At 70.7% G+C, this 23,072-nt stretch carries 28 protein-coding genes; 15 read left to right on the forward strand and 13 right to left on the reverse strand.

The genetic code is table 11. The features are described 5' to 3' along the window. Nucleotides 1–86 precede the first annotated feature (86 nt). From trxA to DAETH_RS19140, 9 genes are all read left to right on the forward strand, one after another. Nucleotides 87–425, forward strand: coding sequence for a thioredoxin (gene trxA / locus DAETH_RS19100; protein WP_264777682.1), 339 nt, complete (start codon nt 87–89; stop codon nt 423–425). Continuing rightward, the gene (locus tag DAETH_RS19105) at nt 422–910 is read left to right on the forward strand and encodes a GNAT family N-acetyltransferase (RefSeq protein WP_264777683.1); all 489 of its coding nucleotides are present in this window, start codon (nt 422–424) and stop codon (nt 908–910) included. The genes trxA and DAETH_RS19105 overlap by 4 nt, the downstream gene beginning before the upstream one ends. Before the next feature lie 37 nt (nt 911–947). Then, on the forward strand, nt 948–1,400 hold the full coding sequence (locus DAETH_RS19110) for a nucleotidyltransferase domain-containing protein (RefSeq protein ID WP_264777684.1): 453 nt from the start codon (nt 948–950) through the stop codon (nt 1,398–1,400). Between the two features lie 228 nt (nt 1,401–1,628). Then, a complete protein-coding gene (locus tag DAETH_RS19115) occupies nt 1,629–2,159 on the forward strand; it encodes a MarR family winged helix-turn-helix transcriptional regulator (RefSeq protein ID WP_264777685.1) in 531 nt (176 codons plus the stop codon). Further along, entirely contained in the window at nt 2,152–2,673 is a 522-nt protein-coding gene (locus DAETH_RS19120; RefSeq protein WP_264777686.1) for a TspO/MBR family protein, read from the forward strand. The genes DAETH_RS19115 and DAETH_RS19120 overlap by 8 nt, the downstream gene beginning before the upstream one ends. An 86-nt stretch (nt 2,674–2,759) precedes the next feature. After that, complete coding sequence (locus DAETH_RS19125) at nt 2,760–2,963, forward strand: LysR family transcriptional regulator (protein ID WP_264777687.1); 204 nt, start codon at nt 2,760–2,762, stop codon at nt 2,961–2,963. 20 nt (nt 2,964–2,983) lie between these two features. Next, complete coding sequence (locus DAETH_RS19130) at nt 2,984–3,133, forward strand: LysR substrate-binding domain-containing protein (protein WP_264777688.1); 150 nt, start codon at nt 2,984–2,986, stop codon at nt 3,131–3,133. Between the two features lie 321 nt (nt 3,134–3,454). Next, complete coding sequence (locus DAETH_RS19135; RefSeq protein WP_264777689.1) at nt 3,455–4,942, forward strand: Fic family protein; 1,488 nt, start codon at nt 3,455–3,457, stop codon at nt 4,940–4,942. Nucleotides 4,943–4,949: 7 nt separating this feature from the next. Continuing rightward, complete coding sequence (locus tag DAETH_RS19140; protein WP_264777690.1) at nt 4,950–5,081, forward strand: hypothetical protein; 132 nt, start codon at nt 4,950–4,952, stop codon at nt 5,079–5,081. Between the two features lie 48 nt (nt 5,082–5,129). Here DAETH_RS19140 and DAETH_RS19145 read toward each other — a convergent pair whose 3' ends face one another. Beyond that, the gene (locus DAETH_RS19145; RefSeq protein ID WP_264777691.1) at nt 5,130–6,017 is read right to left on the reverse strand and encodes an NAD(P)-dependent oxidoreductase; all 888 of its coding nucleotides are present in this window, start codon (nt 6,015–6,017) and stop codon (nt 5,130–5,132) included. Next, nucleotides 6,014–6,739: an SDR family oxidoreductase gene (locus DAETH_RS19150; RefSeq protein ID WP_264777692.1), complete on the reverse strand. Its 726-nt coding sequence runs from the start codon at nt 6,737–6,739 to the stop codon at nt 6,014–6,016. Before DAETH_RS19150 ends, DAETH_RS19145 begins: the two co-directional genes overlap by 4 nt. Before the next feature lie 109 nt (nt 6,740–6,848). Here DAETH_RS19150 and DAETH_RS19155 point away from each other — a divergent pair, with 109 nt between their 5' ends. Continuing rightward, a complete protein-coding gene (locus tag DAETH_RS19155; RefSeq protein WP_264777693.1) occupies nt 6,849–7,769 on the forward strand; it encodes a LysR family transcriptional regulator in 921 nt (306 codons plus the stop codon). A gap of 41 nt (nt 7,770–7,810) precedes the next feature. On the opposite strand, the gene DAETH_RS19160 is transcribed toward DAETH_RS19155, so the two are convergent. The 3 genes from DAETH_RS19160 to DAETH_RS19170 all read right to left on the reverse strand — a co-directional run bounded on the left by DAETH_RS19160 (nt 7,811) and on the right by DAETH_RS19170 (nt 10,577). Then, nucleotides 7,811–8,443, reverse strand: coding sequence for a TetR/AcrR family transcriptional regulator (locus tag DAETH_RS19160; RefSeq protein WP_264777694.1), 633 nt, complete (start codon nt 8,441–8,443; stop codon nt 7,811–7,813). Next, nucleotides 8,440–9,657, reverse strand: coding sequence for an SMP-30/gluconolactonase/LRE family protein (locus DAETH_RS19165; RefSeq protein WP_264777695.1), 1,218 nt, complete (start codon nt 9,655–9,657; stop codon nt 8,440–8,442). The genes DAETH_RS19160 and DAETH_RS19165 overlap by 4 nt, the downstream gene beginning before the upstream one ends. Nucleotides 9,658–9,890: 233 nt before the next feature. Next, nucleotides 9,891–10,577 (reverse strand): MarR family transcriptional regulator, encoded by a 687-nt coding sequence (locus DAETH_RS19170; RefSeq protein WP_264777696.1) that lies wholly within the window; start codon nt 10,575–10,577, stop codon nt 9,891–9,893. A gap of 110 nt (nt 10,578–10,687) precedes the next feature. Between DAETH_RS19170 and DAETH_RS19175 the strand changes: the two genes are divergently transcribed. From DAETH_RS19175 to DAETH_RS19190, 4 genes are read left to right on the forward strand one after another with little or no spacing between them, the layout of a single operon-like run. Further along, nucleotides 10,688–12,088, forward strand: a complete 1,401-nt coding sequence (locus tag DAETH_RS19175) for an MFS transporter (protein ID WP_264777697.1) — start codon at nt 10,688–10,690, stop codon at nt 12,086–12,088. 9 nt (nt 12,089–12,097) lie between these two features. Next, entirely contained in the window at nt 12,098–13,027 is a 930-nt protein-coding gene (locus DAETH_RS19180; protein ID WP_264777698.1) for a haloalkane dehalogenase, read from the forward strand. Then, entirely contained in the window at nt 13,014–14,531 is a 1,518-nt protein-coding gene (locus tag DAETH_RS19185) for a flavin-containing monooxygenase (protein ID WP_264777699.1), read from the forward strand. Before DAETH_RS19180 ends, DAETH_RS19185 begins: the two co-directional genes overlap by 14 nt. After that, the gene (locus DAETH_RS19190) at nt 14,532–15,341 is read left to right on the forward strand and encodes an SDR family NAD(P)-dependent oxidoreductase (RefSeq protein WP_264777700.1); all 810 of its coding nucleotides are present in this window, start codon (nt 14,532–14,534) and stop codon (nt 15,339–15,341) included. 161 nt (nt 15,342–15,502) lie between these two features. Here the strand turns inward: DAETH_RS19190 and DAETH_RS19195 are convergent, their stop codons facing one another. From DAETH_RS19195 to DAETH_RS19205, 3 genes are all read right to left on the reverse strand, one after another. Continuing rightward, complete coding sequence (locus tag DAETH_RS19195) at nt 15,503–16,084, reverse strand: NADPH-dependent FMN reductase (protein ID WP_264777701.1); 582 nt, start codon at nt 16,082–16,084, stop codon at nt 15,503–15,505. A gap of 95 nt (nt 16,085–16,179) precedes the next feature. After that, entirely contained in the window at nt 16,180–16,650 is a 471-nt protein-coding gene (locus DAETH_RS19200; protein WP_264777702.1) for a DUF1772 domain-containing protein, read from the reverse strand. After that, nucleotides 16,647–17,075: an ester cyclase gene (locus DAETH_RS19205; RefSeq protein WP_264777703.1), complete on the reverse strand. Its 429-nt coding sequence runs from the start codon at nt 17,073–17,075 to the stop codon at nt 16,647–16,649. The genes DAETH_RS19200 and DAETH_RS19205 overlap by 4 nt, the downstream gene beginning before the upstream one ends. Nucleotides 17,076–17,302: 227 nt before the next feature. Here DAETH_RS19205 and DAETH_RS19210 point away from each other — a divergent pair, with 227 nt between their 5' ends. Then, nucleotides 17,303–18,223, forward strand: a complete 921-nt coding sequence (locus DAETH_RS19210) for a LysR family transcriptional regulator (protein ID WP_264777704.1) — start codon at nt 17,303–17,305, stop codon at nt 18,221–18,223. A 478-nt stretch (nt 18,224–18,701) separates the two neighbouring features. Here DAETH_RS19210 and DAETH_RS19215 read toward each other — a convergent pair whose 3' ends face one another. The 5 genes from DAETH_RS19215 to DAETH_RS19235 form a co-directional block, all read right to left on the reverse strand. After that, on the reverse strand, nt 18,702–19,097 hold the full coding sequence (locus DAETH_RS19215) for a VOC family protein (protein WP_264777705.1): 396 nt from the start codon (nt 19,095–19,097) through the stop codon (nt 18,702–18,704). Continuing rightward, entirely contained in the window at nt 19,079–19,900 is an 822-nt protein-coding gene (locus DAETH_RS19220; RefSeq protein ID WP_344870062.1) for a helix-turn-helix domain-containing protein, read from the reverse strand. Before DAETH_RS19220 ends, DAETH_RS19215 begins: the two co-directional genes overlap by 19 nt. A 106-nt stretch (nt 19,901–20,006) precedes the next feature. Beyond that, a complete protein-coding gene (locus DAETH_RS19225; protein WP_264777707.1) occupies nt 20,007–21,185 on the reverse strand; it encodes a lactonase family protein in 1,179 nt (392 codons plus the stop codon). A 102-nt stretch (nt 21,186–21,287) separates the two neighbouring features. Further along, on the reverse strand, nt 21,288–21,722 hold the full coding sequence (locus DAETH_RS19230; RefSeq protein ID WP_264777708.1) for a DM13 domain-containing protein: 435 nt from the start codon (nt 21,720–21,722) through the stop codon (nt 21,288–21,290). Nucleotides 21,723–21,743: 21 nt separating this feature from the next. Beyond that, nucleotides 21,744–23,024: a family 1 glycosylhydrolase gene (locus tag DAETH_RS19235; protein ID WP_264777709.1), complete on the reverse strand. Its 1,281-nt coding sequence runs from the start codon at nt 23,022–23,024 to the stop codon at nt 21,744–21,746. Nucleotides 23,025–23,072: the final 48 nt, after the last annotated feature.

Genomic DNA, 23,072 nt, shown 5'->3' on the forward strand with positions numbered 1-23,072 from the left:
TTCCGACCGTGTCGCCCTGGCCCTGAGTCACCCCCGTTTCCCCAGGCGTGCAGCAGCACCGCGCCCCAAGATGAGGAGCCCATCCCATGACCCAGCCCATCCCCCTGACCGACCAGACCTTCGCCGACGAGACCGCCCACGGCCTGACCCTGGTGGACTTCTGGGCCGACTGGTGCGGCCCCTGCCACATGATCGCGCCCACCGTGGAGGGGCTCGCCGCCGAGTACGCCGGGCGCGTGAAGGTCGCCAAGGTGAACGTGGACGAGCAGCCCGAGACGGCCGGTCGCCACGGCATCCGCAGCATTCCTACCCTGATCCTCTTCCGGGACGGGCAGCCCGTGCGGCGCGTCGTCGGCGTGCAGCCGGGGCGGACCCTCGCCCGCCTGCTCGACGGGGCGCTGGCCGACACGGTGGGCGCCCCTTGATCCGGCCCGCCACTCCGGACGACTCCGCCGCCGTGACCGCGCTCGCCGTGGAGACTGGGATGTTCTCCCCGCAGGACGCGGGCGTGGTGGACCGCATGATGACCGACTACTTCGGCGGAGCCAGGGACGAGGGGCACCTGTGCCTGATCGACGAGGAGGAGGGGACCCGGGGGGTCGCGTACGTCCTCCCCGTCACGGCGACGGAGGGAACCTGGGAACTGCTCATGATCGCCGTGCGGCCCGGACTCCAGGGGCAGGGCCGGGGCGGAGCGTTGCTGCGGCGCGTAGAGGACGACCTGCGCTCCCAGGGTGGGCGCCTCCTGCTCGTCCAGACCTCGGGCACGCCCGACTTCGCGCGCACCCGGGCCTTCTACGCGAAGAGTGGCTACGAGCAGGAGGCGCGGGTCCGCGACTACTACGCCCCGGGAGTAGACATGATCCTGTTCCGCAAGGCGCTGACTGCCCCCGGCGATGGACCGGGCTGAGCCCGTCACGCCGTCCCAGGTGGCCGTCCTGCGCCGCTTGACCGAGACACTGGAACGCCACGACATCCCGTACCAGGTCACGGGGGGCCTCGCGGGCAACGTCCACGGCTCCCGCTGGCCCCTGCACGACCTCGACCTCGACGTGAGGACCGCCGACCTGCCGCGCCTCGCCGCCCTGTTCGCCCCCGCCGTGGTGTGGGGGCCGGGGCGGTACGTGGACGCCGAGTTCGACCTGCCGCTGCTGAGGTTGAACGTGGACGGGGTGGAGGTCGATTTCAGCGGGGCCGAGGACGCCTGGGCCAGGAGGAACGGGAAGCGCCTGCCCCTCGTCACGGACCTCGCGCGGGCCGAGCGGCGCGTGTTCGCAGGGGTGAACCTGTGGGTCGTCCCGCTCGCGGACCTCATCACGTACAAGACGGTGCTGGGCCGAACGGCGGACCTGGAGGAACTCTCCCGCCTGAACGGAGCGGGGCGCGGGAAGGACAGGTGACCTGGGGCGGCGCTTCCAGGTCGTCTTGCCCCACCACACGCCCGTGAACCAGGGCGATCTCGTCGGTCCATGCCAACCGAAGAGTCTCGCCACCGCCGCGAGGTGCTCGTGGCCGTACCCCTCGGCCTCGGCCCGCCCGAACACCTCGCCGGCCGCCCTGCTCAGGGGGAATTGGGCTTCCTTCTAGAACGTATTGAACAAAAATGTTTTTCATTTTAACATTCTCTGGTGAAACGACGAGACGCTTCCACCTCTCCTCCGTCTTCCGCTCCTCCTTCCACAACTCCGACCCCGCGCTGGGAGCCCTTACCGGCCAGCCTCGCTCGCTGGACCGGCTACGCCCTCTTTTGGGTCACAGACCTCGCCGGGCAGCTCTACGCGGCGGGCATGGCGCGCATCGGGCTGCAACCGCCACACGTCGCCATCCTCCAAATCCTGAGCGACGAGGGCCCCATGAATCAGAATCGCCTCGCCAAGCGAACCCGCATCGATAAGGCCCCCCTGGTCGGGTTGCTCAATGCCCTGGAGACCCAGGGGCTCGTCGAGAGGCGGCCTCACCCCAGCGACCGGCGAGCGTTCGCGGTTCACCTGACTCAGGCAGGCACGGCCAAGCTGGCCGCCGCCGAGGAAGTGAACGCCGAAGTCACGGCCCGGTTCTTCGCGCCGCTCGTCCCAGCCGAGCGACAGACCCTCCACGACCTGCTCACCCGCCTCGCCACCAGCCATGGGCCGGGGCCGCAAGGAGATGACGATGCCTGACATGCTCTCGGCCCGTTCACTCCGCTCTCCCTCCTCGCCCTGGTGGATGGCCCTGGTATTTTCCCTCGGCACCCTACTTCTGGGCATGGTGTCGGCGGGCTTGAGCTTTGCAACGGCTGGAGAGCACTCCACGGCGATTCCGCTGGGTGCCTTGCCGCCCGTCTGGCCTCCCGCCTGGGTGTTCTGGGCGGTCTGGATCGTGATTTACCCGTGTTGGGGGATGGCGACCTACCTCGTCTGGCGCCGGCGCGGGGAGGCGGACGTGCGGGGCGCCCTGGTGCTGTACGCGCTCAACCTGTTGGGGAATCTGTTCTTCCTGCCGCTGAGCAACTTGACCGCCAACAATCCTGCCGTGCTCACCCTGCTCGACGCCAACGGGCTCGTCGGCATCTACGCGCTCGCGTGGTTGTACACCCGGTACAACCGGGTGACGCTGTGGTGGCTGTCGCCCTTTTTAGTGTGGATGCCGCTGACGACGGCTCTGAAGATGTGGTTCTGGTTGCTCAACACTTGATCCCATGTTCAGGGCGCCCGCCGTCGCGTCCGACGCTGGCGCCTTGGCGTACCAAAATTTCCGCATCTTGTTCGCCCCCCTCCTCCGTGTCCCGGGCGGTGGCGGCCCTGGAGGCGGAACTCGGTCTGCGTCTGTTTCACCGCACGACCCGCCGCCTGGCGCCCACCGAGGCGGGCCTGGTGTACTTCCGGCGGGTCGAGCCGCTGGTGGAGGAACTCGAACGCGCCCGGCTGGGGGCAGCCGATACCGAGTCGCACCCCCGGGGACGCTGCGGATCGCCTCACCGGTAAGCTTCGCGCAGCTCAACCTCGTGCCGCTGCTGCCCGACTTCGCGGCGCTCTATCCCGATCTCGCCCTCGACCTGGTGCTCACCGACGGCGCACCGGACCTTGTGGAGGAGCGCATCGACGTGGCCCTGCGCCTGGGGCCGCCCCCCGCCGCCGGACTGCGGGCCGTTTAATCGATCAGCAAGCTGACATTCTTGGCGGGCCGCCTGAACTTCAAGCGGCCCGCTGCACGACCGCACCCCAGACCTACAAGGCGCTTCTCAAGTGGCCTCTTCGTAGGAGCACCCAGGTACGCTGAGTTTTGCAAAAGGTGTGGACCGACTTACGAGGCACCCTCAACCCGGCTCTCGTCTGCCCCAAGCGAGTGTTCTCCGGTCTCCGGCCTACAACACTTGTAACCAAAACAGTATGCGAGGGGACTGGAATAATTGTTCCGGTAGAATCGTCATCGATTTAGGATGCCCAGCCTCCCCAGTGATCGTCAAAGCATCCCCGTGGGCCAAATCGCCCTCATGGAGCAGTTGGGGTTGAGTCTTCCCGAGCCGCACGTCCGCTCGTACATCATCAACGGGGCTCGGCGCACGGTTGAGCGCCCCGACCGAACCGAACACTTCTATCCCCCCCAGTATCTGGTGGGTGAGACCGTCCGGGACCACCTCCGCTTCACCCTGCGGTACGAGGCCTTTGACCTGCGGGTGTTGATCGCCGCCTTCGGGCAGATGGGCGGCGGGGAGATCGCCCGTTGGGTGATGGACGAGCCCACTGGCGCCTACAGTCGCCGGGCTTGGTTCCTGTACGAGCACTTCACCGGCGAGCGACTCGACCTGCCCGACATCACCATGGGCAACTACGTCGACGCCCTCGATGCGGGGCGCCATATCGTCGCCACGCCCGTCAACTCTCCCAGACACCGGGTGCGCGACAACCTCCTCGGCACGCGGGACCTCTGTGTCACCGTGAGGCGCACGGAGACCCTGAAGGAGTTACGGCAGGCCCGTCTGGACCTGCTGGCTCAGCAACTCATCACGCAGTATGACCCGCACACGCTCGCCCGGGCCGTCACGTACCTGTACACTAAGGAGACGCGGTCGTCCTACGACATCGAGGGCGAGACGCCCTCCCACGACCGCTTCGAGGGGTTCGTCCGGGTGCTGCGGGAGGCGGCGACCTTCACGCCGACCCCTGAGGCGCTGGTGCGGCTACAGAACCAGATCGTCGACCCCCGCTTCGCCGTCAGCGGCGTCCGCGACAACCAGAACTACGTGGGCGAGGCCACCCGTTTCGGGGAGTACGTCCACTACGTGTGCCCCAAGCCCGAGGACGTGCCCACCCTGATGCGTGGCTGGTCGGCCCTGACGGAGCGTCTCCTGAACGACCCTCAGATCGACCCGGTGATCGCGGCGGCGTGTATCGCCTTCTCCTTCGTCTTCATCCACCCCTTCGAGGACGGGAACGGCCGTATCCATCGTTTCCTGATCCACCACACTCTCGCCAAGCGCAAGTACAGCCCACCGGGGGTGATCTTCCCGGTCAGCGCCTCGATCCTGAGGAGCAAGGACAAGTATGACGAGGTGCTGGAGACCTTCTCCCGCCCCCTGCTCGCCCACCTGAGCTACGAGTTGAACGAGCAGTGGGAGATGACGGTGCCGGGCGACACCTATCCCCTGTACCGTGCCTTCGACGCCACGGCCTTCGCGGAGTACCTGTACGCCCGGGTGCGGGAGACCGTCGAGCGCGACCTGAAGGAGGAACTGTCGTGGATCACGGCGTATGACGACGTGTACGCCATCGTGACGGGTGTGGTCGATATGCCCGACCGGATGGCGCGCAACCTCACCCGCTACTTCGTGCAGGAGGGGGGCCGCCTCTCCAACCACAAGCGGAGGCAGTTTTCCCAAATTACCGAGGCTGAGATCGCGGAGATGACGGCGCTGATGGCCCGCCTGTTTCGGCCGGAGAGAGAGTCGGGCGACACGGGTTGAGCGGCGCATGTTCGCGGGAATGGACCTGTGGGTCATCCCGCTGCGCGACCTCATCGCGTGCAAGACGGTGCTGGGCCGAACGGCGGACGTGAAGGAATTCTCCCGCTTGAACGGAGCGGGGCCCGGGAAGGACAGGTGACCTGGGGTGGCGTTTCCAGGTCGTCTTGCCCCACCACACGTTCCTGAATCAGGGGGATCTCGTCGGTCCGTGTCCACCGAAGAGTCGTGCCACCGCCGCAAGGTGCTCGTGGCCGTACCCTGCGGCCTCGGCGCGCCCGAACACCTCGCGGGCCGCCTGGCTCAGGGGGAGTTCGGCTTCCCCCGTCGTGGCCGCCTCAAGGATGTACCGCAGGTCCTTGGTCACGAGGGCCACGGGAAAGAGCGGGGCGAAGTTACGTGCGGCCATCGAGGCGAGGGCACCCTTCGCGGCCGGGCTCAGCACGGGGAGTGCGCCGAGGACCTCGGCCGCCCGGGCCTCGTCGACGCCCGAGCGGCGCAGAAAGCCGAGGAGTTCGCCCAGCGCCGCGACCTGCACGGCGAACAGCGCGTTCACGGCGAGCTTCATGGCCGTGCCCTGCCCGACCTCGCCGACGTGATGCACGGCGCTTCCCGCGAGGTCGAGGACGGGCCGAACACGCGCGAGCGTCGCCTCGTCGCCGCCCACGAGGTACACCAGTTGCCCCGCCTCCGCCTGGGGGCGCGAGCCCACGACCGGCGCGTCCAGAAAGGAGGCTCCGCGTGCCTGGGCCCGCGCCGCCAGCTCCCGGATGCGGGTCGGCGTGAGCGTGCTCGATTCCACGGCGACCGCGCCGGGCACCAGCCCCTCCAGCGCCCCCTCCTCACCCTCCCACACGGCCCGGGAGGCGTCGTCGTCCGTCACCATCGCCACCACGACGTCCGCGCCCCCCGCGGCCTCACGGGGGGTCGTCGCCACCCGGGCCCCCTGTGATTGCAGGGCCACGGTCGCGTCCGGCGAGCGGTTGTAGACCGAGACCCCGAGCCCGCCCGCCAGGAGACGCCGCGCCACGCGCGAGCCCATGGCGCCCACCCCCAGGACCGCGACCGTGCCGCTCACGAGTTCGCCATCTGCCGCTCGACGGCCTTGTGGTCCGCGCGCCAGCCCGCGTACACGGAACGTGACATGGGATCGGGAAAGATGTCTTCCTCACCCACCTCAATACCGTCCAACACCGCCCGGGCCACCTCTTCGGGGCTGGTCTTCGGCATGTCGAAGTCGCGGATCATGTCGGTGTCCACCGCCCCGGGAAAAACGCCGAACACCTCGATGCCTCGGCCCGCGAGGTCGGCGCGGATGCTCTGGGTCATCGACCACGCGGCGGCCTTTGAGGCGTTGTACACCCCCAGACCCGGCATGGACGCCAGCGCGACGACCGTGAGCAGATTGACGACGGCGCCGCCGCCATTGGCCTCGATCACGGGTGCAAAGGCCCGGACCATGTGCAGGGTGCCGTAGTAGTTGGTGTCCATATCACGCACGATCAGTTCCGGCGGCGCGGAGAGGATGCTGCCCAAGGCCAGGGAGCCCGCGTTGTTGACCAGCAGGGTCACGTCACCCGCTTGACGGGCCACAGCCTGTACCGCGCTCTGATCGGTCACGTCGAGGGTCAGGGGGACCACCCGCTCGGGGTCGAGCGCGACGACTCGGCTCAGCTCTCCCTTGTTCCGCACCGCCGCGTACACCCGCGTTGAACCCTGCTCCAGGAGCCGCTCGACCAACGCCCGCCCGATGCCCCGGTTCGCGCCCGTCACGAGCGCCACACTGCCCTCCATCTTCATAGGTCCTCCTCCGAACGCCCGGAACCCGGCGCCGTACCAGAACCCTATTCCTCACCGTAGCGCCCGAACAGACTGGAAGACGCACCACACCCGTGCGTAGAATGCACGAATGGACGTGGAGACCCTGCGGACGTTCTTGGACGTGGTGCGGCGCGGCAACTTCGCGGCTGTGGCGCGCGACCGCAACGTGGACCCCTCCTCCGTGTCCCGGGCAGTGGCGGCCCTGGAGGCGGAACTCGGTCTGCGTCTGTTTCACCGCACGACCCGCCGCCTGGCGCCCACCGAGGCGGGCCTGGTGTACTTCCGGCGGGTCGAGCCGCTGGTGGAGGAACTCGAACGCGCCCGGCTGGGGGCGGCCGATACCGAGTCGCACCCCCGGGGGACGCTGCGGATCGCCTCACCGGTAAGCTTCGCGCAGCTCAACCTCGTGCCGCTGCTGCCCGACTTCGCGGCGCTCTATCCCGATCTCGCCCTCGACCTGGTGCTCACCGACGGCGCGCCCGACCTCGTAGAGGAGCGCATCGACGTGGCCCTGCGCCTGGGGCCGCCCCCCGCCGCCGGACTGCGGGCCGTGCCCCTCGCCCGGATGGACGCGCGGGTGTGCGCCAGCCCCGCCTACCTGGAGCGCGCCGGGCGCCCCGAGCGGCCGGGGGACCTGACCCGGCACGCGGGGCTGCTGCTGCACCTCGCGGGCTTTCGGGACGTGTGGCGCTTTCGTTCCCCGGACGGCCGCGTCACCGAGGTCGAGGTGCCCGCGCGGCTGCGCACCTCGAACGCGGTGGCCCTGAAAATGTGCGCCCTGGGCGGCATGGGCGTCTTGCTTCAGGCCCGCTGGATCGTGGGGCGTGAGTTGCGCGCGGGCACGCTCGTGGACCTGTTCCCCGACTTCGAGGTGAGCGCGACGACCTACGAGGACGCCGGGGTGTGGCTGGCCTACCCCGACCGCGCCTACCTGCCCCTGAAGGTGCGGGTCTTCGAGGACTTCCTGCGCCGCGCCTTCGCGGCCGGGCCGCCCTGGGACGCGGACTGAGCCGCACGTCCCGCGTGGGGCGCCGACCTCGGGGGATGGGGTCAGGGACCACGTGCCCCGGCCCTTACGCCCCGGGCCGGTCCTGGTCCGGCGCCGTGGCGGAAGAGCCGCTCGACGAGCGCCGCCTCGTCTGCCGGTGGGTGCCGCTCGCCACCCTTGACGAAACTGCGCGCGATGGAGGGCGTGAACACCAGGGCGGTGAGCAGCGCCGCCAGCCGGTCCAGGGGCCACTCGCCCAGCCGCCCCGCCGCGTGTTCGGCGCGCAGTTCCCGCTCGACCAGGGCCAGGTACGGCCCCAGCGCGTCGTCCCCCAGGGCCTCGGGAGAGACGCCCGACGTGAAGAACACCCGGAAGAAGGCCTCCTGCTCCTGCTGGAACTCCAGGCTCTCCTCGATCAGGCGGCCCAGGCGGCGCCCGGGCTCCGGCTCGGCGTCCACCACGTCCCCCACCTGCCGAGCCAGCTCCCCGAGCTTCCAGACCCGCAGGGCTCGCAGCAGGGACAGCTTGTCGGGAAAGTACCGGTAGAACGCGGCGCGGGTCAGCAGCGCCCGCCGCGCAATATCCTCTATCGCCGCGCCGGGCACACCCTGCTCGGCGAACACCTCGAGGGCGATGCCGAGCAGCTCCTGCACGCGCTTCTCGCGGCGCCGGTCGCGGAGACTGGGCGCCGTCACCGCGTCTCCCCGCCGGGAAGGGGCCGCGCGGGCAGCGGGACGCGCAGGACCGGACCGCCGTCGATGCTGCCGAGGTAGAGAAAGCCCCCGTGATACACCGCCGAGCTGAGGAAGTTGAGCCTCCGGGGCGGGTTCTGGAGACTCAGCAGCGGCCGTCCCCGCAGGTCCACGGCGAGCACCGAGCCCTCTCCGCGCCGCGACTCGTCCCGGCTGGGCGGGGCGTTGAACAACGCGCTCGGCAGCTTGGCGACCTGCGCCTTGAGCCAGGGGTACGGCGCGAGACGGTCCGCCAGGGGGTTGCGCGGCCGGTTGACGGCGATCCACAGCACCCCCACGTCGTCGAGGGACAGGTTGTGGACGAACCCCGGCAGGTTGTCGATAAAGACGTCCTCGGTCCCCGCCCGCGCCCCGGTCAGCCAGTACCGGCGAATGCGGTAGCGGTACTGGTCGGCCACGAGCACGAACGACCCGTCGGGCGCGAGCACCACCCCGTTGCCGAAGGACAGGTCGGGGATCAGGACCCGCACCGCCCCCGTGCGCGGGGTGTACTCCAGCAGGCGACCGCCGGGTCGCCCGGAGAGCACGTCGAGCACCGCCTTATCTGGGGTGTACGCACCGCGCGTGCCCTGGGTGAAGAAGACGCGCCCGTCCGGGTGGGCGGCCACCCCGTCGGCAAAGCCGAACGGCTCGCCGCCGATGACCTGGCCCTCCGGCACGAGGACGCGCACCTGCCGCCCGGGGCTGATCGACAGCAGGCCCTGGCCCCACGAGGCGACGAGCAGGTTCCCGGCGTGATCGAAGCGCAGGTCGAGCGGCCCGCCGCCGGGCAGGCGCACCCACTCCTCGACGCGGGCGCTGCCGTCCGGCGCGAAGGTGACGCGTTCGATGCGCGGGTTGAGGTCGCCCGCGCCCGTGGCCCCCTGCCCGCTCACCTCGTCGCGCGAGCCGACGTACATCCGGCCCTGAGCGTCGAAGGCGACGTCCTCGGGACGGTGGAGGCGGCCCGTGCCGATCCACTCGCCCGCGCGCAGGGCGTCGTTCGGGGCGAGCACGCCCGTGGGGGGCAGCGCGGGGGCGGGCGTCCAGGCGACCGGCCGGATGGGGCTCGGCCACACGAGGAACACGGCGGCCCCGGCGGCGAGCAGACCCAGGGCTACCGGGGTAACCCGGCGAGGGGAACGGGCGGCAGACCGCCTGGGGACAGACGACAGCATGGAGACTCCTCCGGGCGCCTCGGGCGCCGAGCCTGACGCCGGGACGGTCAGGGCGTGTGCGACGGTCGGTGATCACCGGCCACTTCTGGAACTCGCGTCCACCTGCCGCCTTGTAAAAGACGGATGTACTAAAAGTATACACACGTATACAACGCGGGGCATCTCCTGGCCCGGCTGCCCGAAGGTCAGCGGTGGGGGTGGTCGTCTGCTATTGCCCGGCCCGGTCACGCCACTCAGCGCAGCGTGACTTTGGGCAGCGTTCCCGGGTCTTCCAAGAGGGGGCCGAGCCGGAGTTGCAGCAGGTAGCGCCCGGAGCCGCCGCGCCCGACGTAGCGCTCCAGCACCTCGCCGAGCTCGCGGCGCAGGGCCCGGGCGTCCTCGAAGTCGAGGTGCAGGTCGGTGATCCAGCCGCCCAGGAACAGGGCGGGCAGGGCTTCCTCCTCCAGCCCGGCAGCGCTGTCGGGGTGCGGCACGATGCTCGCCCGGACGTGCCCGCTCCCGGTGCGCTCGAAGCGCATGCCCCACGGCCCCGGGTGTTCACGCCACACCCGGGCGAGCGAGCGCAGAAAGAGCGTCAGCCACGGCTGGTCGGCCCGGGCGAGCGCGACCTCCACGTTCTCGCTGGGCATGCGCTCGAAGGGGATGAAGATACGGTCGGCGACCGCGCGGTACACCTTGAGTTCGCGCCGACCCCGGCGCTCCACCCGCACGACCCGCAGCAGGCCCTCGGCCTGGAGCCTGCGCACCTGGTAGTGCATGCGCGACACGCTGACCTCCAGCTCACGCGCCGCCTGGCTCATGGTGGCCTCGCGGCCCAGGAAGGGGGCGAGGTAGCGCATCTCCCAGCCGTTCATCAGGCGCGGGGCGGCCTGCGGGTCCAGAAGGTGCAGGACGCCGTTGCTCAAAATGGAGTCGTTCATTTGAAGCAGTTTGCGCCTACGGTGGGGAGACAGTTCTCCGTCCGCCTCACGTTCGCACCCCGGCTCGGGCGCGGCCTGGCCGCCGTGTCCCCCTTTCCCCAGGAGGGCCCATGATGCCCACGCTGCGCACCCGTGACAAGCTGCTCTACGGCCCCGCCGACTTCGGGGGCAACCTCGTGGGGGTGGTGGGCAACACCTGGCTGCTGTACTACCTCGTGAACATCGCGGGGCTGGCGCCGCTGCTGGCGGGCCTCGCCTTCCTCGCCGGGCGGCTGTTCGACGCGCTCGTGGACCCCGCCATCGGGGCGCTGTCCGACCGGCTGCGGAACCGCAGGGGGCGGCTGTGGTTCACCCGCGTCTTCGCCGTGCCCGCCGGGGCCCTGTTCGGGGCCCTGTGGCTGGTGCCCTTCGCGCCGGAGGGGGGCCGCTTCGTGCTGGCGGCGCTGGGCTTCATGGCGCTCTCGGCGCTGTACTCGCTGGCGACCATCCCCTACCTCGCGCTGGGGCCCGAACTCACGCCCGACTCCGACGAGCGGACCGGCCTGAACGCCTACCGCCTCGCCTTTTCGATGCTCGCCACCCTCGTCGGCGTGGCGCTGCCGCCCCTGATCGTGCTGGGGGTGACGGGCGCGCGTGACCTCGCCGCCAGTCCACCCGCCGGGTGGGTGGTGGTGGGGGTCCTCTCGGCCGTCGCCGCCTCGGGCGCCCTGCTCGTCACGGGCTTCGGGGTGCGCGAGCCGGGGCGGGGCGGGGCGCGGGGAGAGGAGGGCTCGGCCCCGCCCCTCACCCTGAGGTCGGTGCGCGAGCTGCTGGGCACCTTCGGGTTGGGGCCGCTGCTCGGCGCGTTCCTGCTGATCACGGTCGCCCTGATGGTCACCAACTCCATCCTGCCCTTCTTCCTGGAGTCGGTGCTGCGGCTGCCGGGGGCGCTGCAAGCCCCGCTGCTGGGCGGCCTGTTCCTCGTCGCCATCCTGGGATTCGGGGGGTGGAACGTGCTGTCGGGGCGCCTGGGCAAGCGGGTGGGCCTGCTGCTGGGGCTGGGGCTGATGATCGTGAGCCTGCTGCTGTACGTCTACGCGGTGCCGCGCGGGGTGGTCTCGCCCCAGTTGATCGGCACCATCGTCCTGAACGGCCTCGGGCTCGCCGCAGTGTCCCTCTTTCCCTGGGCGATGCTGCCCGACGTGCTGGAGTTCGACGAACTGCGCAGCGGCGTGAGGCGCGAGGGCCTGCTGTACGCCCTGCTGCTGCTGGGTCTGAAGGCCGCCGGGTCGCTGGGGGTCTTTTCCAACGCGCTCGTGACGAGCCTGCTGGGCTACGTGGCGGGCCAGGCCACCCAGAGCCCGGAGACGGTGCGCGGCATCGCCCTGATGATGGGCCCGGTCGCGGCGGCCGTGTATCTCCTCGCCCTCGTGTTCGTGTGGCGCTACCCCATCACCCGCGAGAACCACGCCCGGGCCCGCGAGCAGCTCGCGGCGAGGGCATCCCCCGCCCCGCTCGCCCCCGGGGACTGAAAGGACACCGTGACCGACATCCTGCGCACGCCCGACGACTGCTTCCGTGACCTGCCCGGCTATGCCTTCGCCCCGCACTCCCTCGACGACCTGCCCGGTTACGGGGGGCTGCGGATGCACTTCTTGGACGAGGGCCCCCGGGACGCCCCCGAGACCTTTCTCTGTCTGCACGGCCAGCCCACCTGGAGCTACCTGTACCGCCGCATGATCCCCGTGTTCACTCAGGCCGGTTACCGCGTCGTCGCCCCCGACCTCTACGGCTTCGGGCGCTCGGACAAGCCGGTGGACGACGGGGTGTACAGCTTCGACTTTCACCGGAACTCGCTGTTGCACCTCATCGAGCGGTTGGACCTACGCAATGTCACCCTGGTCGTGCAGGACTGGGGGGGACTGCTGGGCCTGACGCTTCCGATGGAGATGCCGGGAAGGTTCTCGCGCCTGCTGGTCATGAACACGGCGCTCGCTACCGGGGACGTGCGCCCGAACGCCGCCTTCTACGCCTGGCGGACGTACTCGAACACCCACCCCGATATGGACGTGGGCACCCTGCTGCGGCGGGCCTCGCAGCGGATCAGCCCTGAGGAGGCCCGGGCGTATGAGGCGCCCTTTCCTGACCGTCTTTACAAGGCGGGGGTGCGCGCCTTTCCCCGGCTGGTGCCAACTTCCCCAGATGCCCCTGGGGCTGAGACTGCGCGCCTGGCGCGGAGCTGGTGGGAGGTGCAGCTTCACATCGAGAGCTTCATGGCCGTCGGCCTGCGGGACCCGATCCTGGGCGCGGGCCCCATGCGGCACCTACGCGCCCACATTCGCGGCTGCCCGCCGCCGCTGGACCTGCCGCACGCGGGCCACTTCGTGCAGGAGGACGCGGGCGATGAGGTGGCCCGCAACGCCCTGCGCGCATTCGGCCTGCTGCCCGGAGGTGCTGATGACCACCTCTGAGTCCCCCGCGCCGCACTTCGAGGTGGCGGTGATCGGCACCGGCTTTTCCGGGCTCGGCGTGGCCGCTGGCCTCAAGCGGGCGGGAATAACCGATTTCGTGGTCTTCGAGCGCGCCTCGGACGTGGGCGGCACCTGGCGCGACAACACCTACCCCGGCGCGGCGTGCGACACCGAGTCCAACCTCTACTCCTTCTCGTTCGCGCCCAACCCGGGCTGGAACCACACCTACGCGCCCCAGCCCGAGATTCTGGCGTACCTGAGGGACACTGCCCGGCGCTTCGGTCTTCTCCCGCACGTCCGCTTCCAGCACGCGGTCAGGAGTGCGGCCTGGGACGATGCCGAGGCCCGCTGGCATATCGAGACGAGCGCGGGCCCCTTCACCGCCCGCTTCCTGGTTTCCGGCCACGGTCCCCTCGCCGAACCGAAGTGGCCGGACATCCCCGGCCTGGACACCTTTCCGGGCCCCGTCTTCCACTCGTCGCGCTGGCGGCACGACCTCGACCTGACGGGAAAGCGGGTGGCGGTGATCGGCACGGGCGCCTCGGCGGTGCAGTTCGTGCCCGAGATCGCGAAGCAGGTCGGGCGGCTGACCGTGTATCAACGCTCAGCCCCGTGGATCGTGCCGCGCCTGAACCGCCGGGTGGACGCGCGCACCCAGCGCCTGTACCGCGCCCTGCCCGCCGCGCAGCTCGCGGACCGTGGACGGATCGCCGCCCGGCGCGAACTCCTCGTGCTGGGCTTTTTCGACCCCGGCAAGGAGAGGCTCGTGGCGGACGTGGCTCGCGCCCACCTGGAGGCGCAGGTCCAGGACCCCGAGTTACGGGCGAAGCTCAAGCCGAACTACCGTGTGGGCTGCAAGCGCATCCTCGTCTCGGACGACTATTACCCGGCGCTGACCCGCGAGGGCGTCGAACTCGTGACGGACCCTATCCGGGAGGTCCGCCCGGAAGGGGTGGTCACCGGGGACGGCACCCTGCGCGAGGCCGACGCCATCGTCCTCGGGACCGGCTTCCACGTCGCCGAGTCGCCCGCCGCCCGGGTCTTCCGGGGACGGGATGGCCGCACGCTCGCCGAGGTCTGGAACGGCAGCCCGCGCGCGTACAGGGGCACGACGGTCCACGGCTTTCCCAACCTCTTCCTGATGGTGGGGCCGAACACCGGGCTGGGGCACACCTCCATCGTGTACATGATCGAGGCGCAGGTCGCCTATCTCGTGAGCGCGCTGTGCCACCTGCGCCGTGAACACCTCCTCGCCCTCGATGTGCGCGAGGACGCCCAGCGGGCCTACAACGACCGGGTGCAGGCGGAGTTGGCGAAGTCGGTCTGGGTGAAGGGAGGCTGCACGTCTTTCTACCTCGATCAGCATGGGCAGAACGTCGGGCTGTGGCCGGGTTTCGCCTTCCGCTATAAAGCGGGGTTGCGCCGCTTCGATCCCGGCAGCTACCACTTCCGCCTCAGCCCGGTGCCGCTGGGACGGTCCGGCGTCCGGGCGGGGGCGCGGTAAATGCGGCTTTCGGGAGAGACGGTCGCGGTCGTCACGGGCGCCGGGTCGGGCATCGGTCGCTCGCTGGCCCTCGACCTCGCCTCGCGGGGGGCGAGTCTCGCTCTCGCGGACGTGAACGCCCCGGCCCTGGAGACCACCCGCGACCTCGCCCGTGGGGCCGGGCAGGTCACCCTGCACCGGGTGGACGTGTCGAGCGAGGACGCCGTGTCCACCCTCGCCCGCGAGGTGGAGTCGGCCCACGGGCGCGTGACCCTCCTCGTCAATAACGCGGGCGTGGCGCTGGGCGGCACCTTCGACGAGGTGAGCCTGGAGGACCTGCGCTGGATCGTCGGCGTCAACTTCTGGGGCACGGTATACGGTTGCGAGTTCTTCCTGCCCCTGCTGCGCCGTGAGGGGGCCGCGCACATCGTCAACGTGTCGAGCGTCTTCGGCCTGATGGCCCCGCCCGGGCAGACCGGGTACGCGGCGAGCAAGTTCGCGGTGCGCGGCTTTTCCGAGGCCCTGCGGCACGAGCTGGCGGGCTCGAACGTGGGAGTGAGCGTGGTGCACCCGGGCGGCGTCAGGACGGGCATCGCCCGGAGCGCGCGGGCGGGCTCCCGGTCGGGGCGCGACCCGGCGCGGATCGCCCGCGAGGTGGCCGACTTCGAGCGCACCTTCGTGACGAGCCCGGGGGACGCCGCCGCCCGCATCCTGCGCGGGGTGGAGCGCGGCGAACCCCGCATTTTGATCGGTCGGGACGCGCAGGTTATCGACCTCGCGGTGCGGCTGTGGCCGACCCGGTACCTGCGGGTGCTGGAGCGGCTGACCTGACCTACCCTTCCGGGCCAACGCAGGAGGTCGCTTCCCCAGTGCCCACATGCTGACGAAGTGTCCCCCATACCGACTCACCGCTCGCTTCGCCCGGATTCGGTCCGCCGCCGTCCGGGGTGGCATAGCGAAGCGCGGCCCTGCCCGGGCACGCACCCGAGCCTTTACCGGCGGGCAGCGTCCGCGCGCCCGCCGAGGTGCCGCGCCCGCGCCGCCAGGAGGGCCAGAACGTCCCCCACCTGCTCCCGGATGGCCGGGTCGAGAATCAGGCCGTCCGGGCCGACGCTCTGTCGGGGAACGGGAATCCGGGCGCACGCCGCCTCGACCACGCTCACGCCCGTGTAGCCCAGCACCTTGCGCAGGGAGTCGTGGGCGTCGGCGGCGCCCGTCGGCGAATGCAGCCCGGAGGCGTTGATCCAGGCGGCGGGCCGTCCGTACGTCTCGCCGCCGCCCACCGTCCAGTCCAGCAGGTTCTTGAAGGCGCCCGGGAGCGCCCCGGCGTACTCCGGCGTCGAGAAGAGCAGGGCGTCCGCCTGTCCCAGGGCCGCCCGCAGGTCGGCGACCGCCGGGGGCAGGGGCTCGTGATCGTCGTCCGGGTTGAAATGCGGCAACCGGTCCAGGCCCGTGTACAGCACCGCCTCCACCCCTGGGGGCGCCACGGCACCCGCCGTCTTCAGCAGCGCGGTATTTGTCGAGCCCGCCCGCAGGCTTCCCGACACCATCAAGACCCTCACGGAAGCTGTCATCGCGTCCAGCCTAACTTTCCCAGGAGTCGGCGGCGCGGTCCCCTGCGCCGTCCGTAGAGCACGACCGCCTCTCCGCCGTCCCCGGGGTTCGCGCCTCACCGCAACGAGAGCGCGGCGAGCGTCAGCCCGGCCAGGGCGACGGCGAGGCCCAGGGCGCGCGGGACGATCACACTGTCCCAGCGCCGCTGAAGCGGCCGGGACGCCAGGTTCCAGTGGCCCTGCGCCGCAGCCGCCGTGAGCGCAGTATTCACCGGCTTCGCCACCGTGAGGTACGCCGCGAGCTGCGTGCCCAGACCGGCCAGCGCGACGAGCGCCCAGCCGCTCGCGGTCGAGCCGGTCCCCGAGGCGAACACCAGCCCGAGGGTGGAGGCGAGGCCGAGCGCGCCGAACACCGGCATGCGCGCGTCGCCGTACCGGTGCAGCCGCCCCATCACGTCCGTCACACTCTCCTCCCGGGCCTCCTCGAGCGCCGGGCGTCCGACGACGGCGAAGAACACGTCCGTGCCGTACACCACCCCGGCGGACAGCACCCCCGTCACCACCAGCACCTCGGCGAGGCCCGTCATCGCGCCGCCTCCACCCGCACGCCGGGCGGCAACAGGCTCGCCCCGAGCTGAAGGAAGAAGTCGAGGGTGTTAAGTTCGTCCCAGTGCTCCTGAAGTTGCCCGCCCCGGACGTGCCAGATGTCGATGGAGCGCATCTCTACCGTGTGTCCGGTCGGCGCGTAGCCCATCAGCGGGTGGGTAAAGGTGCCCCGGTACGTGAAGCGGCCGATCAGGGTATCCGCGTCCTCGTACACGGCCTCGACCGTCACCGTGAAATCCGGGAAGGCGTGCAGGAAGGCCTCGAAGACCGCGACGCTGCCCGCCTTGCCCGGGGCGGCGAAGGCGTTGTGGTTGACATACTCCTCGTGCAGCAGGCGCGCGTACGCGCTCATGTCGCGCTCGGTGAGCGACTGGGCAAAACCGTGGGCGAGGTGTGTGTTTGACATGCAGGGCTCCTGGAAGACTGCGGCGGCCCGTCAGCCACGCAGGGTGGCCCGGGATGGGGGGGGCGAACGGGAGCGTTGCCTGGGCGGTTGTTCGAGGGGTGGGGTCAGGAGCACCACCGCCCGAAGTGCCCTCATCCTCGCGCCCAAAACGAGAAAACGCCAATCGAACGTTCGCCCGGGCCATCAAGAAAATGAATGACGGGGGGCGCCGCCGGGTAGGCTGAGCCATGGAGCTTCGGCAACTGCGGCTCTTCCTGGCGGTAGCGGAGGAGGGCAATTTTACCCGCGCGGCCGGGCGCGTGAACCTGTCGCAACCCGCCCTGACCCACCGGATTCACCAGTTGGAGGACGAACTCGGCGTGCGGCTGTTCGAGCGCACCTCGCGCGGCGCGCGGCTCACGCCCTCGGGCGAGTCCCTGCTCCTCGACGCGCGGCGCCTGCTGGCGGAAGCCGAGCAGAGCGTGCGCCGGGCGCGGCGGGCGGGCGGACTGGCGGACGGCGTGCTGCGCGTGGGCTTCGACTTCGTGGAGTTCGGCAGCGTGGGCCTCATGCCCGCCCTGCTGGGCGCCTTTCGCGGTCAGTTTCCTGAGGCGGAGGTGCGACTCTCGACGGGGAGCGAGGACGACCTGGAGCGCGCCCTGCTCGAAGACCAGCTCGACATCGCTTTTGTGCTGGGGCCACCCGGGCGGGGGGACCTGCGCTTCCACCCGCTGTTGCACGGCCCCTATGCCCTCCTGCTTCCCGCCGCGCACCCGCTGACCTCGTGGGAGGCGGTGCCCCGCCGCGCCCTGGCCCCCGTTCGCCTGATCCTGCCCCGCCTGCGGGCGCGGGACGACGCGGCCCTGCGTTCGTGGTTGAGCGCTCCCGAGGGGCAGGCGGGGGTGGTGTTTGAGGAAGCAGAGGTCGCGGCGATGGTGGGGTTGGTGGCGGCGGGGGAAGGGGTGGCGGCGCTGCCGTCGGGCCTGCTTCCCCCGTCGGTGGGTGGGGGGACCGTCGTTCGCCCGCTGGAGCCGCCGTCCCTGCCCTGGTCGTTCGGCCTGATGTGGCGTGGGGACAGGCCGCCGCCCATGGCGCAGATGGCGCAGCGTCAGATCCGGCGGATGGTGCCGAGGCCCGTCCCGGTGGACCTTCCTGTCAACCGTCCCTGAATGCCCGCCGCCGTTCGCGGGACGCCACCCTGGCTGGGGGCAAAAGGGGTGGAGACCGTCTCCGGGAGGCTCCGGCCCGGTGCGGAATGGCGTGAACCCGGGCCGGTCGGGTTCTCACCCTCGCGCCCGGGTTCACAGGCCGCCTCACCGGGAAGGGCTCACATCCGCCCGACGTGGGCTCCAGTGCTTCGCCCAGTCCCCAGTCGCCCGCGCCACTCGGGCTCAGTACTCGGCCAGCCCCTCCGCCCCCGGGGCAGGCAGTCCGTGGCCGTCGCCGCCCTCCACATTCAAGACGTGGCAAGAAATCGTGCGCCAGGCGGCCTGACGTTCAGACTGCCTGGCTTCTGGAACCTCCGCCGCACCTCAAGCTTCAACAACTTGCCACAACCCACAGCGGGTCAGCTTAGCCGATTCGGGTTTGGGGCGGCGCGCAGTGGGGTTGATGCCTGAGCTATGCGGCAACTTCACTCCGCGCCCTTCAGGTGTCCTCCGCGACGGGCGTACACAGTTCGATCAGCGCGCCGTGTCGGTCGCGCACATAACTCACCGTCTGGCCCCAGGGCATCTCGGCGGGCGCCCGGACCGGCACGGCCCCGGCGGCCACGGCCCGCTCGAAGGCCGACGCCACCTCGGGCGTCACGAACACGAGTTCGGTGCCGGCCGCGGCCTGGTCCGGGCGCTGCACGCGGACCGCCAGGTTCAGGTTCTCGGCCATCGCGGGTGAGGCGAAGGCCAACCTCGTGCGGCCGGTGTCGAGTTCGGCGTACTGGCCGCCGCCGTCGACGAAGCGGCGCCGCAGTCCGAAGGCCCGCTCGTAAAATTCGACGGCGGCGACGACGTCCGGCACGTACACGATCACGTATCCCAGATCCATGACTTCAGCGTGCCATCTTCGCCCGCGCGGCGCTTGGACGAATCGGCCGCCGCGCGGCGCTCGTGGCCGAACGCCGTGGGGGACAGGCCCGCGAACTCGCGAAAGTCGCGGTTCATGTGGGCGTGGTCGAAGTAGCCCGCGTCGAGCGCGAGCGAGGCGAGATCCGCGTCTGCCCGGGCGTCGAGCAGGCGTACGGCCCCCTGAAAACGCAGGACGCGCGCGAGGACCTTGGGCGGGAGTCCCACCGTCTCGACGAGGTCGCGCCGTAACGTGCGCTCGCTCACGCCGAGAACGGCCGCTGTGGACGCGACCCGCCACCCGCGCCCGAGGAGTTCGACGGCCCGCCCCACCCGGGCCGAGACGCCCGGCGCGGAGCGCGTCGGCATTGAGGCGGCGGCCCATCGCAGGACCCGCAGGGCCTCGACCGGCGAGGCGGAGCCGCGCAGGCGCTCTTGCCAGGCCCCGAGCTGGGGCAACGCCCGGTCGACGGCGACCTCGCGGCGGTACAGGTCGGGCGGGCGAACGCCGAGGCGGCCGGCCGCCATGCCGGGACGGAACCGAACGCCCACCGCGGGCGCCGGCATCGCGCCGTCGAGCAGGAAAGCACGGTCGGTCGGGCCGACGAGGCTGAGCTGCCCCTCGCCGGTCGTTCCTCCGAAGCGGAAGATCAGATCGACGCAGCCGTCGGGCAACACGCGGAGCGGGGAGACCGCCGGACCCGGCGTGGTTGGATTGACGCACCACAGCGCGTCCACGGCGAGGCGCAGTGGAGCGGGGGGCGGGAACTCGTGGTAGGTCGGCACGGCGCCTCAGCCTATGACGAACAAGTCCTCGCTTCGACCGTCGCTCGCACCCTGTGGGCGCTGCGTCTTGCCTACCGCGTGCCCCCCAAGGTTCCGCCCAAACGCCTCAGTATCCAGCCAGCCCCTCGGTCCCCAGCGCGGGCAGCCCGGTGCCGTCGCCGCCCTCCACGGCGCTCAGGCGACCGTCCGACCCGACCCGGTACGCCCCCACCACGCCCAGCCCGCTGTACTGCTGGTAGAAGTACTTCCCGTCGGCGCTCACCACCGCGTCCACCGGGCCGCTCGACGGGTTCCCGCCCACGTCCGCGAAGCCGCCCGGCGCCCGGTAGGCCTCGGCGGCGGACACCAGGTTCAGGCCGCCCGCCGGCGTCACGGTGTACACACTCACATTCCCGGAACTCGTGTTGCTGGCGTACAGGAACCTTCCGTCCGGCGTCAGGGTCAGCCAGCAGGTGGCCTTCTGCCCGTTGACCACCGTGGCCTGGATGGGCGTGAGGGCGCCGCTGGAAGCGACGTTGTACGACGACACCGCCCCCGAGCCCGCCTCGGAGACCAGCAGGACGCGGCCGTTCACGAACGCGGCCCCGAAGGGCGCCTGGCCCGCGCTGGCGTTCACGTTCGGGGTGCCCAACGTGCCGTCCGCGTTCACGGGATACACGCTGACCTTGCCGGTGTTCAGCTCGCTGACCTCCAGCAGCGCGCCGTCGGGGCTGAACAGGATCTGGCTCACGAGCGTGGTGCCGCTCGTCGCGTAGCGTGCCCCCGCGATGGGGCCCAGCGACCCGTTCGCGCCCACGCGGAAGCCGGTGAGCTGCACACCCCCGTCGCCCGCCCGGGCGTGTCCCACGTACAGCACGTCGCCGTGCAGCGCGAGCGAGGTCGGTACGGTGCCGCCGGTAGGGGAGGTGCCCACCAGGGTGAGGTTTCCATCCGCACCCACCCGGAAGGAGGACACCGTGCCGCTGCCCGCGTTCACCGCGAAGAGCCGCGTGTGGTCGGTGCTGAGGACCACGCTGTCGCTGGAGAAGAGGGGATCGACCCCCTCCTTGCCGGGGTCCACCACCAGCCTGCCGCCGACGCCCTGCCCGCCCGTGGGCGTCTCACCGAGGCGGGTAAGTCTGCCGTCCTCGCTGCGGCCGTAGTGGACGATGGCGTTCGCGCCTGCCGCGTTCGTCATAGCGAACAGGTGCCCGGCGTAATTCGCCCCCGGGGTGGTGAGGGTGCCGCAGGCGGCGAGGCTGACGGTGAGCAGGGCGGCGAGCGGCGCTTTCAGAAAGCTGGACATAAGGTTCCTCCTGGGGGTGGGCGACTCGCTTGAAATACGAGCAGAGGTGACTTGGGCGTTCGATTCACGTGGGAAAGCGCCGCATCTCCTTTCCCACGACCGTCACTCCAGCGGCGCCATGCCGAACGCCGCGCGGCTCCCGGCGCACCACACGACCACGCTGCCGAAGCCCGCCGACATGTCAACGCCGGGGGGCAGGGCGAACTCGAAACTGCCCCGGGGCAGGCTCATCTCGCCGAGCTGAAGGGCCGAGCCGCCCTGGCCCCCCTCCACCTGTGCCCGGGTTGGCACGCCCTTGTGCAGCCACACTTGCAGACGCGGGCAGCTCCCCGTTTGGAAGCGGTGCAGCAGCAGGTGGGTGGCCCCCTCACGGCTGCGAAAGGCGACCACCGTGCCGCTCGTCGGGGCCGCCCAGCTCCGGAAGACGCCCGTGCGCTCGATCACGCCGCTGGGCGCCACGCTGCTCTGCGCGCCCGCCACCCCCAGCACCGCGAGGGCAAGCAGCAGCGCCGGGCCGGGCTGTTGTCCGTTCTTCACTTCGTTTCCTTTCACGTGCCCTCAGGCGTGTTTCCCCGGCCCCGGATGGGCGAGCAGCGAGGGCGCCCGGCGACCTTCGGCGGGCCCCTCGTCCACCCTCGCCAGGGGCACGGTCAGAGCGGCGCTCTGCATCGGCAGCACCTCCCGCCAGTCGCGGATGAGCTGGCGGTACGCCTCGCCCACCGGGCGGATGTTGCGCTCCAGGTCGAAGAGCCCGAGCGGATTGACCCGCCCGCTCTGCTCGCACAGGGCCGTGTCCCAGTCCACCTGATCGGTCAGCGAGTACCACGTGAAGCCCACGATAGGCACCCCGTTCTGGCGCAGCCTGGTCAGGTTGGCCCACTCCTTGTACAGCCAGTTCACCGCCTCCTGCCCGCTCTCGCCCTGCCACAGGTTCGTCTCGGTGTGCATGACGGGCAGGCCGTAGCGGTCGAAGTACTGCTGGGTGATCAGCGCGTACCCGAAGACCTCGCCGCAGAACTTCCAGGTCCCGTCCGCCGTGACCCGGTGCTCGTTGGTGGCGTAGTAGTCGTTGCCCATGATGCAGTGGTGCTTGAGGTTGTGCATCAGGAAGAAGCGGTACTCCTCGCGGGTCATCCCGTTCCCGAGGAGGTACTCGTACATCTCCGAGTCCACTCGGTGCCCGTAGTTCAGGTCGAGCGACAGGAAGCGCACGTCGTTCAGGAAGCCCGCCAGCTCCGCCGACGCCGGAGTCTCGGCGTGGAAGTACTCGCTGGATTCGCTCTGGATGAAGATGGCGTCGGGCCTCGCGGCGAGGATGGCGTGCATGGCGAGGACGTTGGCCTTGACGAGGTGCTTGAGCGCCGTGACGAAGCCCCGGTCCGTTCTGAGCCGCTCGTTCCACCAGCCGTACTTGCCCGAGAACATCGCGCAGACGAACATCTCGTTGACGGGCGTGTAGAGCTGCACCCAGGGGAAGCGCCGCGCGAAGGCGCCCGCGTAGGCGGCGAACAGTTCCGGGAAGTCCGGGTTCTGGAAGTCCCCGAGCCAGTCCGGCACCCCGAAGTGGCACAGGTCCACGATGGGGGTGATGCGGAGGCGCCGCAGCTCCGCAAAGGTCTCGTCCGCGAAGCTCCAGTCGTACCTTCCCGGCGCGGTGAAACTCGTGTGCAGTGGGGGGCCGTAGCGCAGGAAAGGAATGCCGAGTTCGGTGACGAGTTCGAGGTCGCGCCGCCAGTGGGCGTAGTGGCCGCACTTCGCCATCTCGTCCACCCGCTCGCGGTTCTCCCCGATGGTAGGGGCGCTGTTCTCGATGCCGGTGGCGAACATGAAGTGGGTCATGGGGCCTCCCGGGAGAGGGCCGGGGAGGGGAGACCTGCCCCCGGCCCC

Source organism: Deinococcus aetherius (assembly GCF_025997855.1).
Taxonomy (GTDB): Bacteria; Deinococcota; Deinococci; order Deinococcales; family Deinococcaceae; genus Deinococcus; species Deinococcus aetherius.